Here is a 15,376-nt window from a genome sequence, read left to right as displayed (position 1 = left end):
ATATTAATCCTTTTAAATAAACATCATCACATGTAGGGATATAATGCTATAGCGGCTGGGGTGAGTGGATTTGCGTCTGGAGTGGTGATAAGAGCTGCAAATAATGGTGGGAATATTTTAAAGGGAGTAAAGGAATCTACTAGCAAAAAGGCTTTAAGATCGCTAGGCAAGGATATGCTAGCAGCTGGTGTTATAACGGGAGTAATGAACGGCACAGGTTTTGGGGATGTAGCAGAGAAAGCAAAAGATGTAGGCGTAACTGGTCGTAATCAGGCAATCTTTGAGAGAATGATGCTGCGAACCGGTGTTAATACAGCGATTAAGGGCGGCAGTCTTCGTGATAATTTCATGGGTGAGGTGCTGCGTGGGGCTTTAGCAGTCGGTCAAGGCTATATCGGGGACATAGGACAGCGATATGGTCTAAGTGAAGAAAGAGCAGCCAAAGTAATGATGCATTCGGCACTTGGTGGGACGTACGCCTTAGCGAGGAAGGGTAATGTTGCTATAGGTATGCTCGCTGGTGGTATGGGTGAGGCTTTAAGCGGTCTTACCTCTTCCCCAGCTCATAAGTTTTCTGGCACTGGCGAAAGCGGCACTGGCTTATCTAATTGGAACGACACTATAGTCGCAGCTACCGCGATGCTCGCCGGTGCATCCGCCTCCGACATGCAAATGGCAACTAGCATCTCCTCTTCGGTGGTGGAGTATAATGCTGCTCTGCATTTATTCCAGCAACAAGCATTAATGACGCAAGCTTTATTGTCTACCTCCACAGCTGTAATTGGTGACAGAGAAAAAGTTGATGCCGAGCCATTATTGCCGGATATTTCTTTGCCTAGTATTTCCGATGTTCCAATAGTTCTTTCGAATATGTTCAATAGTTTAGCAGAGAAACTAAACTCATTAGGAATTATTGATAACGAAACCGCTTCTTCTGCCAAAATCGGAACTATTATATCTCTACTTGCTACTAATAATTTACAAATTGGAGCAGATAGTGCTATTTTAGAGAAAAGTAAGCATGGTAATAAGGGAAATAATAATAGTAAAGCCAATCCTCAATCTCAAGAAAAGGCTGTTGCTGCTTCTGGCTCAATGAAACCTGACTTCGAACCGGACAAAGATAAGAATCAGAAAGAAAAACAATTAGCTAAGGATGGAAAAAAATATGAAATTAAAGATAATAATGTTACTGGTCGTAAAGTTCTTGAAAGCCTTGATAAAACTGCAAGAGAATTTGTATCAGAACATAGAAAAGGAAATATTAGAGAAGAATTTCCAGGAGAATATTGGGATAAAACATTAAGAGAAATTTTAAATGATGCAAATAATAGAGTAGACGCAGCAAGAACTGCTAAAAAATTATTAATAAAAAAAGATTTTTTAAAATGATAGAAAAAAACCAATTAGTAATAAGATTCATAGATATAATTAATAAGGAGTTTGGTGATGATACTTTTTCTGTAGTAGATGATTGGGACGATTTTAATTCTATTGGGTTTAAAAGAAATAATAAATTAATTTACATTTGTATTTATGATAAGGATGATTACTTTTATGAATGTGAGGTATTATCTAATGTTTCTGATAAACCAGCTCAAGCTGTAGGTCGTGCTAGTGTAAACACAAAAAAGGAACTAGTAGAAATAATGAGTAAATTTTTTGAAATAGAGAGAAAAAATTCTAACAAAAAACTTTAAAATCAAAACCATCTTATTTTTATTTTCTACTAATAGTTTACAAACTGGATCAGATAATGCTATTTTAGAGAATAGTAAATATTTGATTTAGGAAAGTGATGCACCGAATAGTTAATTTAATAAAATTAATACTTAATAAAACGCCAGTTTAGGATAAGAGTGTAAGGAATAAAGATAATAAAGCAGGGTATTTACAAGAGAGGAGTGTTGAGTTACATAGATTTTGAATCAAAAAAATATGCACTCAACAATGAAAAGATGTATCATAACTCTATTTTGTATAATAGATAATTATTGTAAAGTTTACGAAGAATGGGAAGAAAGCAAATTAATACCCAGCGTTAGGAAGCGTAGGAGATCAGGGAGTTTAAGGCTTTCAGAACTATATAACTATAGTATTATATTTTTATATATCTCCATGCAAAGATTTTAAGAATTATTATTTATATCATCTATCATGTAAATATAGAGGATATTTTAGTCTTCCTAGTTACAGTCGGATAATCCAGTTGTGGCCAAGATTAGTATTACCTTTAACTATAATGTTACAATTATTTACAGGAGATGAGACTGGTATATATTTTGTTGATTCAACCAAATTATCGATATGTCATGCAAAACGTACAAATAATAATAAAGTGTTTAGTGGCATTGCTAAAATAGGTATGAGTAGTTACGGATGGTTTATGGGATTTAAATTACATATTGTAATTAATAATAAAGGTCAGATTATGGCAATTAAAATAACAAAGGGTAATGCTAGTGATTTATCTGCTGTAGACTCAATTACCAAAGGATTATGGGGTAAATTATTTGGAGACAAGGCTTATATTTCTAAGGAAATGTCCGCTAAATTATTTAGTCGTGGGCTACGGTTATTTACTGGGATTCGCAAGGATATGAAAAATCATTTATTAGATATAGAAGATAAAATACTCTTAAAAAGCAGATCAATAATTGAATCAGTATTTAATGTACTAAAAAACAGCATGAACCTTGAACATTCAAGACATCGCTCCCCTATTAATTTCTTAGTTCATATACTTTCTTGCGTAAATGCTTTTAATTTCAATAAATCTAAAAAATTTCTAACACTACTTGCTTATCCTCAGACCTCCTTATCCTAAACTGGCGTTATCAATATACTTTCTGCTATTGAGCGTTCTTTATCAGTTTCACCAAAATTTTCTTTACTATCAAATAATTCAGGATAAACTGCTGCTTCATTACCAGGAATTATCAGACCATCAACGTTCTGAAGCATTTCTTTTGCTTTTCCAGCTTCTAAAATCTTTTCTATAGATTGAGTTTTAGTGTTTAATGGCACAATCTTTCTATAATCTATATTATAACATTCCCGTCTTGTTCCATTATACGTTCTTTGGCTTCCTCTGCTGTATCCCCTCCTACTTCTGCATTATAACTTAAAGCAATAATAGGTTTAGTGTTATTAGAAGAATCTGGCTTTTGCTCGTCTTGAAAACTCCATAATATAGTGTCAGAATTTGTATAATTTACTGTTTCTAAATATCCTTTAACTTCCTCTATATTTGAAAAATAAGTTGCTAGTCGTTTAGCTAATACTGCTTCATCTACATTGTACATTTTAGAAAGTAACTTAGTATATGGCAGTATTTCCTCGTATAAGCTTTGATCTATGTCCTTTGAAAGTAGAGGTTCCTTATTAAATAATATTACTTTTTATTTAGATTAATATTTACAAATTTGTATTTTTGATTTAACTTTTAAGTATCTATTCAATTTATTTTTATTAATAAATACTCACCTAGTTTAAACTCCTAGTTAAGTAAATTTCCTCGCTTAAAAATTCAAGCAATTAAAAAATATTACTTATATGTCGAAAGGAAAAACTACAAAAAGTGATCCTAAAAAAATTGAAGCAATAAAATTTGCTGAGGATTTTTTAGATAAAAAAACTTCTGAAGAAATCATAGCTGATTCAGATTCCATTAAAAATATTACATCAAATAAAATAGATAAAAATACTATAACTCACCTTATAGCTCATTATACTGATAAGCATAAAAGCATAAAGGTAATAAGATTGCTTTAGAAGAAAGTTTGGATAAAGTAGCTGCTTTAGCTGCTGTAACAAAAGGATTACATACTCCTAATGAACTTAAATCTCGTGTAGCAATTTATGAAGAGGGGATCAAGCTATTAGAAGTTCAAAAAAAGATAGATGGCAGTGAGAAATTACAAAATTTTACTGAGGCTTTCAAGAACAAAGTTAACGAAACAACTAGAACGGAAAATAAAGCTGATGATACAAACTGGGAAAATCGTCGTTTTGATTCTTTAAGCAGGTTAATCCTAATCAATAGTCAATGTGCCGCAGTATGTTATGACGGTGAACAAATTTTAGTTGCTTTTAATGAACTAAATTATAGTAAAAAGGCAGATAACCAAGCAGTTAAGGTGACTTTAGATCATACAAAAGAAGTCTTTAACTATTTAAAAACCTATGCTGAATATGCAAATTTACCCGCAGAAAAACAAGATGAATTTGCTGAGGCACATGATTTAGCTGGAAAAAGAGAAAAATTATTTCTTAAAGCTGCACAGCATTATTATGAAAATAATAGTGATCAAACACATATATTCAAATATATTTATAATGGAGATGAAGAAGACCTTAAGAAAATAAAGGATAATATAAAGGATAACCCAGCAATTGCAGCAGCTTTTAAAGCTAAACAAGATTTAATGAAATTAGAAGATGCTTTAACTCCTGATACTCCTGAAAAAAGAAAATTTAATTTAGCAATTACTAAAGCATTTGAAAAAGAACCTCCTTATACATTGATATATGATGGTCCATTAGACAATAAAGGACATGCTGAAATGCGAATTGTTGATTATTTAAGAAAAAGAAGCAGGGATCCTAATAACAAATTAAATAAAAAAATATATATAGGATTATCTAAACTTTGTTGTACGAGTTGTGATGTAGCAATAAATAACTCAAATTTAGAATTTAAGATTAAAGGGAGTGACGGTAAAGAACATAGCGTTAATATTGATCCTACTAGAGGAGGACATGGGTAAGGATTTGAATGGTCTGTAGTAAATACCATAAAAAATGATGACATAAAATTAAAAGCTTTTCTTGGTGACAAAGCATATGACATTTATAAAAAACTAACCCCAGAAGAGGCAAATATAGCACTTTACGGTATAGTAAGACATATAGCTGAGAATAAGTTAAAAGTAAATGGTCAAAAAATAGAGTTAATACAAAAAGAAGATCCGGCAGCACCTTTTCATGAGAAACCAAAATTTGCCATGCAATACGCATACAATTCTGCAAGTGAACCGGAAGATAACCCAAAAAGAAATAACTTAATTAAAAAAAATAAAAATCCTACTTCCTCGCTTATTCCTAAAGCACCAACTACAGCAGCGTATGAAGAACTCGAGAAAAAATTAGCAGAACTAAATGCTCAACTTCAAATTAAAGACCAAGAAATTGAGGATTTACAAGGTAAACTTACAATTTCTGAAAATAAGAGAAAGAATATTGATATAGATGTTAATAACAACGACACAACAAATAAAAAACCTAGAACTAGTGATTTACTAGATCAAGGTTCAGATATTGACGTTGGATCACCATTATTAGATAATCAGAGTAAGACACAAACACAAAATTTAAAAATTTCGCCTGAATTAAGTCCATATAATTCACCTCAACAAGATAATGAGGAAATGGTTATTCCAGGTCCTGATGCTAGTACTCAACAAATACTGGATTTTAATCCAATCAAATATTTACAAAGCTTAAATAAAAATGCTAATAAAATTACTACTTCTAAAAATGATGAAGAAGATTTAGGTTATGAAAGTGAAGTACCCCATACAAAAGGTCCAATTTCACCTAGTGCAGCACAAATTGATGAGTTTTCTCCTTTCTCCTCCCCTAGTACTCAATCAGGATTTAATAATTCTGATACTAATCTTACTCAAGCTGAGAAAAAACACCTTGCTAATTTATTACAAGCCGAACTTGATGGTAATAATAAATATAATTTAACCGAGCGTTTGATTACTGAAAATAGTAACCAAGAACTGTTAAACAAATTTGATAGAGAAGCAGTAATTACAGCTAATATAGATTTTAAAGCAATAGATGCTCAAAAGTCAGCAGAAGCCGGTAAAGTAGAAGTAAGAGGTGAGAAAGATCATTTAACAGATCACAAAGATAATACTCAAACATTAATTGATGAAATTCAAAAAGGTGTAATTGATAAAAACACTGTTATAGCGATTGAGCGTAAGCAGTATGGTGATAATCTGAGCATGAAAGATGTAATAAAATTAGCAAACATATTAGAGCATAACGAAAAGAATCCTGATAATTCTATAACATTACCCAAAGAGTTAGAGAATACACCAATACTTCAAGATGCACTTTTATATAAAGCAGCTAAAGAACATGGTGTTAAGGTTATAAGTTTAGAGGGGAAAAACCTAGAGTATGGTAAGACTTCTGAGCTTCAGAATGAAAACCGAGAACAATATATGACGAATGTCATTAATGAGGTTCGTAGTAAAGGATATAATATAATTGCTAATGTTGGTTCTAGCCATGAAGAAAGTCTAAAAAAAGCCTTAGAAAATCATCAAAAAGACAATATAGGATTTAGCAATATACCTAGAAAACTAAACCAAGAAACTATACCTAATGAAGTATTACAAAAAGCTTTAGCTATTGCAAAAGCAATTCCAGTAAAAATTATTAGTATAAACTCAAGAGACGGCAACAATATTTTACCACAACAATCCTTAACAAAAACCCAATTGAAAAGATCTAGCCAAATTAGATAATTAAAAAAAATATGTTGACCATTTCGACATTAATATCGAAATAGTTATGACCAATCCGATATATGGTTATAAAATTTGAAAAATTAACTACGTTATTCCACAAAAGATTTGTTGCATGGCTCTGAGGTCATTTCCGCATAGGCATTGCCTGTGTGGATCATTCTCCCCTCTGTCATCCCGTGATTTATTGTCATTGTCAAATAAAAAGGGACCACTAAATTACGTAAAAAAGGGACCACTTTATTTAAAATTTTTTATGTCATATTACCTCCAGATTTATAGTTATTAATACGATAACTTTTACCTGTGATGTTTAGTATATGTGCATGATGTACTACTCGATCAATAATTGCATGAGTTAATAACTCATCAGCAAATATTTCATTCCATCTTTCAAAATCCTTGTTTGTGGTGATAATGGTAGATTTATTTTCATATCGTTTAGCAATAATATTAAAAAAATCATCTACTGAATGTTTTGGTAATTGCTTAAAACCTAACTCATCAAGAATTAATAAGTCAAATGATAAGAGTAATTTAACTTTTTTGTGATAGCTATTATCTGCTCTTGCAATATGTAAATTATAAAGCATATCCGATACCGTAGTAAAATATACAGAGTATTCTCGTGTTAAAGCTTTTAATGCTAATCCAATAGCAAGATGAGTTTTGCCAGTTCCAGAATTACCTATGAATATGACATTGCCCTTAGTATTAATATAATCACAAGTAGATAAATCACTTATTACTTTGGTATCAATACTTGGTTGGAACTGAAAATCAAAGTCTTCTAAATTTTTAGTTACCGGTAATTTAGCAGCATTTTTACGACGACGGTAATTATTATACTTACGGTGAGATTTTTCATCTTCACATAATAGTGAGAGAAATTCTTTAAATCCTAGTTTATTATTTTGAGCATAAATAATCCTTTCATTTAAGCTATTGACTATACCTGATAATCTAAAACTACGTAGGTCATTAAGCAAGTTCTGCATTCTGACCTCCAAACTCTGGCAATGGTAAGTTTACTGCATTACTATTTAAGATATTCTTAATTTTAGAGTAAGAACTTATACCGTAATGTAATGCTCTATGACAGGCTTTATCTATTAACTCATCATTGTAAACCTTACGTAAAGAAATAATACCTCTGGCACAACGTTGCCAATCATTTACTCGTGTTTGTTGTAATAACTCTAATAATAAACTGCAATTATTGCCTATCTGCTGCATTTGTTGTTGATAATGTTCGCTATATTCTATAAAACCTGGGCATAGACGTTTATATTTGGCATAATGAGACGGATTAGTGGTAAATATTCCTTTGCCATCTACTCTAACGTGCCTTGCTATTAAATCATTTTGTATAGAAAATATTTGAACAAGGTTTGGTGATAATTGTACCAATACTTCACTGTATATATATTTTGCTGGTACGGAATAATAATTATTATCTATGGTGATATGACAATCTTTTGCTACTTTTCGATTATGCCACGATGACAAATCAAACGTTTCTAATGGTAAGGGCATTAAATTATTACTTTCTTCTTGCTCAAATAGTTCCTGAGGAATTTTTTTAGTAGTACCATGTATTCGGTTATTTGCTTTATTTAACCAGTTTGCAAGATCGTGTATTAATTCTTCATATCTATGAAATTTACGTCCAGCAAAAAAATTATTTTTGACATACTTTATGCCTGATTCTACTTTGCCTTTTTCTTGAGGTTGATATATACGACAAGGAGAAAGTAAAATCCCATAATGATCAGCTAAACGTTTGTATTCCTTCTGATATACAGGCTCATAGAAATTGCTATCTACCACCCCAGCTTTAAGATTATCAAGTTTTATTACTTTTGGACTACCAGCAAAATAATTAAATGCATTGATATGACATTGTATCCATGTTTTACAACTTTGATCAAACACTACTTCATAATAATCAAGGCGACTATAGCTTAAACGCATATTAAACACATATGCTTTAACTCTACGCCCTTGGGCATTATACTGTAAGCCTATGTCACCAAAATCTACTTGTGCTTCCTCTCCTGCTAAAGTATGAAAACGAATGCAACTGTTATTCTGAATCTTATATTTTTTGATATAACGGGTTAGCGAACCATAACTTTTTGTATAACCTTGAATTTTTAACTCTTCAAAAATTCTTATGTAACTTAGATTCTTTTCTAATAACTCAATTATTTGTTCGTGCCAAGAATCCAGTGCTGAAGATCGTTCATAGGGTGCAGGATATTCTGTACCAGACTCTACGTAACGATTTATTATTTTTCTTACTGTTTTACGGTCTATCCTTGTTAGTTTGGCAATATTTCTTTGACTGTTGCCTTGCTTATAAAGGGTGATAATTGTTGTGTACATATTTATTCTTATCATTGTATCACTAGATATTTATTTTAATTAATTATCTAGTGAATATTGCACATTATAACCTTATTAGGTTACACCAAATTCTCTGGTCCCTTTTTCGTGCAATTTAGTGGTCCCCTTTACTTTAGCAATGACAATACTTCATTATATTTTCCTTCTATAAAAAATAATTTTGTTTCAGCAATATATAGCATTGATTTATCAGCATTATCAATTACTTTGTTATCCAATTGCTGTTTTAAAATTTGTATATTTTCTTGAGCTTCCTGCACATTTCCTATTGTAAGATATACTTGTGCTAACCCATAAGTTACATTCGCTTTATACGCTTCATATCCCTTAATATCTTTATATATTTCTTTAGACTTAGTAAAATATTCTACAGCTTTTTTATAATTATAAGATTTTAAGTAATACCATCCTGTTATATTTAAATAACCGGCATATACTCGCTTTTCTTCATTATTCATTAACCATAATCTATATTTCCCTTTCTCGTCATTATCTTCAAACCAATTAACTAATTTACTAGAACCAATTAAATTATAAGAATTATCGTATTGAACTAATTGCTGTAATTTTATTGCAGTCAATTTATGTAAATTTATATTATAGCTTTCTGCGTTTTTTAATATTATTTCAATATTTTCTGGTACTGTTTTAGCATTTCTATACATAAATGCTTTTGTTACACTTTTCGGCACAGACTCAACAAACTTAGTAACCACATCTTCTAAATATTTACTATTATTTGCACTATTTTTTTCTAATACTGTCAACAGCGGTCGAAAAATGATACAGATTTTTAATATGCAACGGCTGAAAATTGATACAGTATCATAAAAAAATTATCTGATATTTAAGTCATAAGATTTTCCTCCTGTTTATTAATAATTCCTATTGGCACAAGACCAGCTTTCTTTTTATCCTTAAGCCTGAAACTATCACCTTTAATATTAAGTATAGTGGAGTGGTGAAGCAGACGATCTAAAATAGCAGCTGTAAGAGCACTATCCTGAGCAAGACTATTATGCCATTGTCCAAATGGAAGATTACTTGTAAGAATTATGCTACCCTTTTCGTAACGCTTTGCTATAACTTGAAATAACAGATTAGCTTGTTCTGGTTTTAACGGCAGATATCCAAATTCATCTATTATAAGTAATTTATATGATAGTATGACTCTTTTGAATATGGAGTCCAGGTTTCCCTGATTTAGCCCAGTATTAAGTACAAGCATCAAATCTGCAGCTGTTGTAAATTTAGTCTTGATTCCACATTGTGTAGCTGCATAACCAAGAGCAATAGCTATATGGGTTTTCCCTACTCCAGAAGGACCAAGCAGAATAATATTTTCCTGTCTTTCTACAAAAGACAGAGACCTTAGACCTTCCAGAATCTTGCGTTTTATTCCTGTAGCAAAATCATAATCAAAATTATCCAGCGTTTTAATAGCAGGAAAACCTGCCATTCTGGTGAGTATTGATTTACTTCTATTCTGTCGTGCCAACAGCTCTGTTTTTAATATTGACTCAAGGAAATCCATATAACTTGAGTCTTCTTTACTAGAGGATTGTGCAATATCAAAATAATTTTCAGCTATCTGAATAAGGTTTAAAGAGCGGCACAGCTCTTCTATACGTTGGTGCTGCAGGTTCATAATGCCTCCAGTATACTTTGGTATATGCATAGGGAATGTTGTAAGGAAACTGTAGAAAATTGTTCCCTTTTATCTTCCATAATCTCTAGTGCTGCAGGATGACTACCACTATAATCCAATGGTAGTGGCTGAAGATTGCTCCTTTCAAACTTTAATCTTTCTGCAGGTATTTCGCCTGTTGTTCCATGCACACGCCGATTCGCAGTATCACGCAACCATTTTAGTACCTCTGAATTTGCAGTATCCACATCCAACACTAACTCTGCAGTTTTTAATTTTGTTGCTAATGGATTATAAAAGCTTTCTCTTATATATCTGTTAAATCGCTCAACCTTGCCCTTAGTTTTTGCTCTATAAGGCCTACACACTTTTAATCGGAAACTGTAATGTTTGGCAAAATCCAGCATACCTTTATTAAAGCGGTGTATGCCAGGACCATATGTATCCCTATCCAGTATTACTGTCTTCATGTTGTCATACAGTACTTCTTCTGGCACTCCGCCAAAATATTCAAATGCCCGCTTATGGCATTCTATTAATGTTACAAGCTTCTCATTAGTAACAAATTCTACATAGCTTGCTCGACTAAATCCTAATGTAGCCACAAAAGCTGATAGAGGACTTTTCCCCTTACGAAATTCAATCCAGTCAACTTGCATCTGTTTGCCAGAAGCAGTCTCAAATCTTATCATATCCTCCTGTTTAGCTGCAGGCTTTATACTCCTTAAATAATCCCTAAGTTGGGTCATCCCGCCTGTGTAACCCAACTCCTTTATCTCTTGAAACAGTACAGTACCAGGTAGTGATACAGGATGGGCAGATTTTATTCTGTTACTCAAGTAGTCTTTATATGGGGCAAGCTTTGTTACCAACTTTGGCCTATCTTTATATTTAGGGTTACCATCATATTTTAAATATTTACGTACTGTATTTACTGATGCACCTACTTCTCTTGCTATACTTCTTAAGCTTTTACCATGTTTATTCAATATTTTTATTTCCATTATTTGCTCCAGTAATTATCATTATTCATTACCTCCTTATTCAGAAGATATTACTTTAATACTGTATCAATTTTTATCCGTTGCTCTGTATCATTTTACTTCCGTTGCTAACATAATACTTTTTGAACAATAACATCATGCATCTCAAAAACTGGATTATCTTCTCTAGCATCTATATTTGTTATTAAAGCAAATTTTGATAGCTCGAAAATATCATCATTGAGATTATCTTTATTATCGGTAATAATTCTAAGTAAGTCCTTAGAAAAACTTTGGTTATTGAGTAATGCTATTTATATTTAGAAGTTGTCTTGTAGATGGTTTTAATTGTTCTGTTACGAGCGATAGATTAAAACTTATTTTATCATTAGATTTTTGTATTTTATTTTTATATTCTTCTTTATCTAATCCCGGTACATTATTTAATATTTGAGCACCTTGTACTTATTAATACTGGATAACCTTTAAATTCTTGCACTAGAAATTCTACTAAATTATTATCTTTGTCCAATAAAATAATATTTGCAAGCTTAATAGTTTCGGGCTTTTCAAATGGTACAGCTTTTACTATTAACCCACCAATTAAATACCTGACTTAAGAGGCATATTTAACATCATCGGCTTGGAACAATTTTTGTATATGTTTAGGATTGTTCTGTAAGCAACGTAAATAAGATTTAAGATTGTATTTTAACTCATCTTTTGTAAGAGGTATATGTTTTCTATTTACATTTCTTTTTAAGTCATTATTTAAGTATTCATCTGGATTATGTTGTGGAGTATAAGGAGGCAAAAAAAACAAAGAAATTTTATCTTTATGCTTATTTGTCCAGCTGTATACTTTTTTACTATGATGTACTTTTAAATTGTCTAATATTAAAAAGATCTTCCTTCTTGCAGATTTCACTAATCTTCTTAGAAATTCTATAAATATATCTGTTTTTAGTGTATCTTCATATAACATGAACCTTAGTTTACCATTGTTCGTAACAGTTGATATCATATTTATAGTAAATCGTTTTGATTTATGAATAACTACGGGTGTTTTGCCTTTTAAAGAATAGCTCTGTAACACCTGACATTCTGATTTTATACCCACTTCATCACACCAGTGTATTTCAGCTTGTTCCATTTGTGCTTGTTTTACTATTGCGGGATATTCTTCATCTAGCCATACTTGAACTTGTTTTGGCTGTTGCTCATAAGCTAATTTCTTTGGTTTTTGTGCAGTATATCCCCATCTTCTTAAATATTCTCCAATCGTACTTAATGGCAAAAAGAAACCACAGCATTTTTTAATCAGGGCATTAATAGCTTTTCTTGACCATAGTGCAGATTTGATATTGTGATCTTCTGGTCTAGAGTGATTTATATAATCTTGTATTTTTTTACCCAGCATTTCATTTATTATTCTTTTCTCTCCTGTCTTTCTTCCTCTAGACTTGCCAGTTATTGCATATTTATCACCTCTTCTTCTTTTGTTAACCCAGTTACTAATAGTCTGACGTGTTACTCCTATAAGATTTGATACATCTGATTGTTTTTCTCCTTTATCAATTGCTCTTAATGCAACTTTTCTTAAAGCTGCTTGTGCACTCGTTGATAATGTCCTAAAATCTTCTTTTTTTAGCATTATTTCATTCTAACATTATATTTTAGTATTTGCAACTATTATGTCAGGTATTTAATTGGTGGGTTAATATATAAGGCATTCTATCACTATCTTGTGAACAAAATATGATATTGCCATTATGTTCCCAATTAATAAAATCTTGTATTTTTTTATTCTCACCTACTTTTAAATTATCAAATATTAACAACCATTTATCATTCTGCCCCAGATATTCCATCAACTCTTTTTTTACATTAGCTGCTTCTTCTGCGATTAAAATTTTCCCTTCAGCTTTGTTAATAGCTTTTGCTAACTTTAAAAGTTCATCATTAATATTTAAATTGGAATCAATAAACCAAATTAAATTATAATTACCTTTATTTGCATAAGTATACATTCTAGCTAGCTGAGTTTTGCCCATTCCGCTAATGCCTACGATACTCGTTTGTCTATATTTTCCTAGATTAGTTTTTATCTGATTTAGTTGCTCAAGATGATTTATAAAATAGCTGACCGGTGCAATTATATTATTTACTTTGGCTTGAGCGAATAAATTTGAAGGAATGATGGATATTATGAATAATAGTAATAAATTTTTCATTTCTTTTCCTTGATTTTGGTTGTCAATGTAACTTATATTTAATGTCAAATAATTTTAATCAACTAATCAAGAAAGAGCTTAATTTCTTTACTAATTATATATGACTGTTAACGAAGTAATTTTAAATATTTAGTCTGATTCTTCTTTATCCCAACCAGCTAAATAAATGATATTATCTTCATTTGCTATTTTATTTTTTTTAATTGCTTTTTCATTTATTTCTATAAGATTTGTCTTATCATAACTTACTTTACAATTAAATCCGTTTGACTTTAGTATCTTAAATATTTGTTCTATGCTAAGGATAAATGGATTAGCATGTGATTTCGTAAATTCACTTGATACTGCGAATAAATCCTTTTCCTTTTCTAGCAGTACTCCACTATAACTAAAACTAAATGATACCTTACCTGCAACATTACTTATGAATAAATTTATGTGATGTTTATTATTATAAAATTGCTTTTTAATAATAAAGAAAAGATAATTTATCATACTATATATCACTTGATAAAATGCTGCAGTAGAAGAAAAGTATATTTGTTTTTCAAGACAAGTTATACTAAAAGAAATGTTTTCATCTTCTTTATCAAATCTATTAGTAAAAACTTTAATTAACTTTCTTACATCTATTTCCTCTTTATTAGAGGAGTTATATAAAGCGATAGAACAATATAAATCTTTTTCTAAATATGATCTTTTTAATTTTTTATCTTGTTTATCTAGCGAATCTTTTTCATTTAATAATGTTGTTTTTGCTGCTTCTTGATTAAATAAATAATTAATTTCAACATCTGTAGTTTTTTTAAACTCTGTATCCCATAATTTTGTCATCCATAGCTTTTCACACTCTTTAACAGCGGTCTCATATTTATTCTTATATTCTTTCTCAATTTTTTTTGATAAAGCTTGATATATATAATATACAGCGATAAAGGTAAGCGATAAAAAAGTGATCATAAACCATAAAGGTTTTTTAATATCTTTTATTATCTTATTCCAATAATCATTATTAATACTGGTTCTTATTATCAATTTATTATCTTGATTTAAATAATATATTTTATCCATTTCATAATTTTCAAAAATAGCATTTGAATAAATTAAATTATTATTTTGTTCTATCTTCACATTATTAAAATTAGGTATAGACCTCTCTAATAGTGATTGCAGCTTATATAAACTATAATTTACACAATTTTCATTTTTACAAATTCTAATATAATTATTATTTGATGAGATATTAGTAGACTGTAAATTAGTATTTAATCTAAAAGCTAATGTTTGAAACTTATTTAAACCAGTTTCTAATATTAAATTATAATTGTTATTTAAAAATAATAATTTTGCATCTTTTATTTTTTGGTCATAATAATTAAAAAGTACTAATATAATAACTATATAACCAACTCCAGCGGAAATAATTGTAGACAAATTAATTCTTTCCGTTTTATATATGGATTTTAAAATATTGAAATACATAAACCAAAAATGATACTCATAATCACTACGAAATCTATTAAAACCTTAATTTAGGTTTTAAATTTTAAATTA

16 protein-coding genes are annotated in these 15,376 nt (G+C 30.4%); 6 read left to right on the top strand and 10 right to left on the bottom strand.

Annotation, left to right across the window (positions count from 1 at the left end):
- Positions 1-60 precede the first annotated feature (60 nt).
- The 3 genes from AAGD54_RS03405 to AAGD54_RS03395 all read left to right on the top strand — a co-directional run bounded on the left by AAGD54_RS03405 (position 61) and on the right by AAGD54_RS03395 (position 2,827).
- Positions 61-1,392 carry a DUF637 domain-containing protein gene (locus tag AAGD54_RS03405; RefSeq protein ID WP_341795007.1) on the top strand — a complete coding sequence of 444 codons (1,332 nt, stop codon included), beginning with the start codon at positions 61-63 and terminating at the stop codon, positions 1,390-1,392.
- Positions 1,389-1,700: a hypothetical protein gene (locus tag AAGD54_RS03400; RefSeq protein WP_341789110.1), complete on the top strand. Its 312-nt coding sequence runs from the start codon at positions 1,389-1,391 to the stop codon at positions 1,698-1,700. The genes AAGD54_RS03405 and AAGD54_RS03400 overlap by 4 nt, the downstream gene beginning before the upstream one ends.
- Before the next feature lie 386 nt (positions 1,701-2,086).
- Positions 2,087-2,827 (top strand): IS982 family transposase, encoded by a 741-nt coding sequence (locus tag AAGD54_RS03395; RefSeq protein WP_341795150.1) that lies wholly within the window; start codon positions 2,087-2,089, stop codon positions 2,825-2,827.
- On the opposite strand, the gene AAGD54_RS03390 is transcribed toward AAGD54_RS03395, so the two are convergent.
- Positions 2,824-3,027 carry a gamma-glutamyl-gamma-aminobutyrate hydrolase family protein gene (locus AAGD54_RS03390; protein ID WP_341795006.1) on the bottom strand — a complete coding sequence of 68 codons (204 nt, stop codon included), beginning with the start codon at positions 3,025-3,027 and terminating at the stop codon, positions 2,824-2,826. The two genes, AAGD54_RS03395 and AAGD54_RS03390, sit on opposite strands and share 4 nt — an antisense overlap.
- A 14-nt stretch (positions 3,028-3,041) precedes the next feature.
- Positions 3,042-3,305 carry a hypothetical protein gene (locus AAGD54_RS03385; RefSeq protein ID WP_341795005.1) on the bottom strand — a complete coding sequence of 88 codons (264 nt, stop codon included), beginning with the start codon at positions 3,303-3,305 and terminating at the stop codon, positions 3,042-3,044.
- A gap of 250 nt (positions 3,306-3,555) precedes the next feature.
- Here AAGD54_RS03385 and AAGD54_RS03380 point away from each other — a divergent pair, with 250 nt between their 5' ends.
- The 3 genes from AAGD54_RS03380 (at position 3,556) to AAGD54_RS03370 (ending at position 6,548) form a co-directional block, all read left to right on the top strand.
- Positions 3,556-3,774, top strand: coding sequence for a hypothetical protein (locus AAGD54_RS03380; RefSeq protein WP_341795004.1), 219 nt, complete (start codon positions 3,556-3,558; stop codon positions 3,772-3,774).
- Positions 3,775-3,782: 8 nt separating this feature from the next.
- Positions 3,783-4,769 (top strand): hypothetical protein, encoded by a 987-nt coding sequence (locus AAGD54_RS03375; protein WP_341795003.1) that lies wholly within the window; start codon positions 3,783-3,785, stop codon positions 4,767-4,769.
- Positions 4,770-5,006: 237 nt separating this feature from the next.
- Entirely contained in the window at positions 5,007-6,548 is a 1,542-nt protein-coding gene (locus AAGD54_RS03370; protein ID WP_341795002.1) for a hypothetical protein, read from the top strand.
- Between the two features lie 254 nt (positions 6,549-6,802).
- Here the strand turns inward: AAGD54_RS03370 and istB (AAGD54_RS03365) are convergent, their stop codons facing one another.
- The 8 genes from istB (AAGD54_RS03365) to AAGD54_RS03330 all read right to left on the bottom strand — a co-directional run bounded on the left by istB (AAGD54_RS03365) (position 6,803) and on the right by AAGD54_RS03330 (position 15,256).
- Complete coding sequence (gene istB / locus AAGD54_RS03365) at positions 6,803-7,546, bottom strand: IS21-like element helper ATPase IstB (RefSeq protein WP_341794375.1); 744 nt, start codon at positions 7,544-7,546, stop codon at positions 6,803-6,805.
- Positions 7,530-8,936 (bottom strand): IS21 family transposase, encoded by a 1,407-nt coding sequence (istA, locus tag AAGD54_RS03360; RefSeq protein WP_341794291.1) that lies wholly within the window; start codon positions 8,934-8,936, stop codon positions 7,530-7,532. The genes istB (AAGD54_RS03365) and istA (AAGD54_RS03360) overlap by 17 nt, the downstream gene beginning before the upstream one ends.
- 128 nt (positions 8,937-9,064) lie before the next feature.
- Positions 9,065-9,724 carry a tetratricopeptide repeat protein gene (locus tag AAGD54_RS03355; protein ID WP_341795001.1) on the bottom strand — a complete coding sequence of 220 codons (660 nt, stop codon included), beginning with the start codon at positions 9,722-9,724 and terminating at the stop codon, positions 9,065-9,067.
- Between the two features lie 80 nt (positions 9,725-9,804).
- The gene (istB, locus tag AAGD54_RS03350; RefSeq protein ID WP_341794801.1) at positions 9,805-10,605 is read right to left on the bottom strand and encodes an IS21-like element helper ATPase IstB; all 801 of its coding nucleotides are present in this window, start codon (positions 10,603-10,605) and stop codon (positions 9,805-9,807) included.
- Entirely contained in the window at positions 10,602-11,609 is a 1,008-nt protein-coding gene (istA, locus tag AAGD54_RS03345) for an IS21 family transposase (RefSeq protein WP_341792507.1), read from the bottom strand. Before istA (AAGD54_RS03345) ends, istB (AAGD54_RS03350) begins: the two co-directional genes overlap by 4 nt.
- Before the next feature lie 595 nt (positions 11,610-12,204).
- Positions 12,205-13,242 carry an IS630 family transposase gene (locus AAGD54_RS03340; RefSeq protein WP_341794233.1) on the bottom strand — a complete coding sequence of 346 codons (1,038 nt, stop codon included), beginning with the start codon at positions 13,240-13,242 and terminating at the stop codon, positions 12,205-12,207.
- 43 nt (positions 13,243-13,285) lie between these two features.
- Positions 13,286-13,822: a hypothetical protein gene (locus AAGD54_RS03335; protein WP_341795000.1), complete on the bottom strand. Its 537-nt coding sequence runs from the start codon at positions 13,820-13,822 to the stop codon at positions 13,286-13,288.
- A gap of 129 nt (positions 13,823-13,951) precedes the next feature.
- Positions 13,952-15,256 carry a hypothetical protein gene (locus AAGD54_RS03330; RefSeq protein WP_341794999.1) on the bottom strand — a complete coding sequence of 435 codons (1,305 nt, stop codon included), beginning with the start codon at positions 15,254-15,256 and terminating at the stop codon, positions 13,952-13,954.
- Positions 15,257-15,376: the final 120 nt, after the last annotated feature.

The organism is Rickettsia endosymbiont of Rhinocyllus conicus (assembly GCF_964026465.1).
GTDB lineage: Bacteria > Pseudomonadota > Alphaproteobacteria > Rickettsiales > Rickettsiaceae > Rickettsia.
This window is presented reverse-complemented; position numbering and strand designations above follow the sequence as displayed.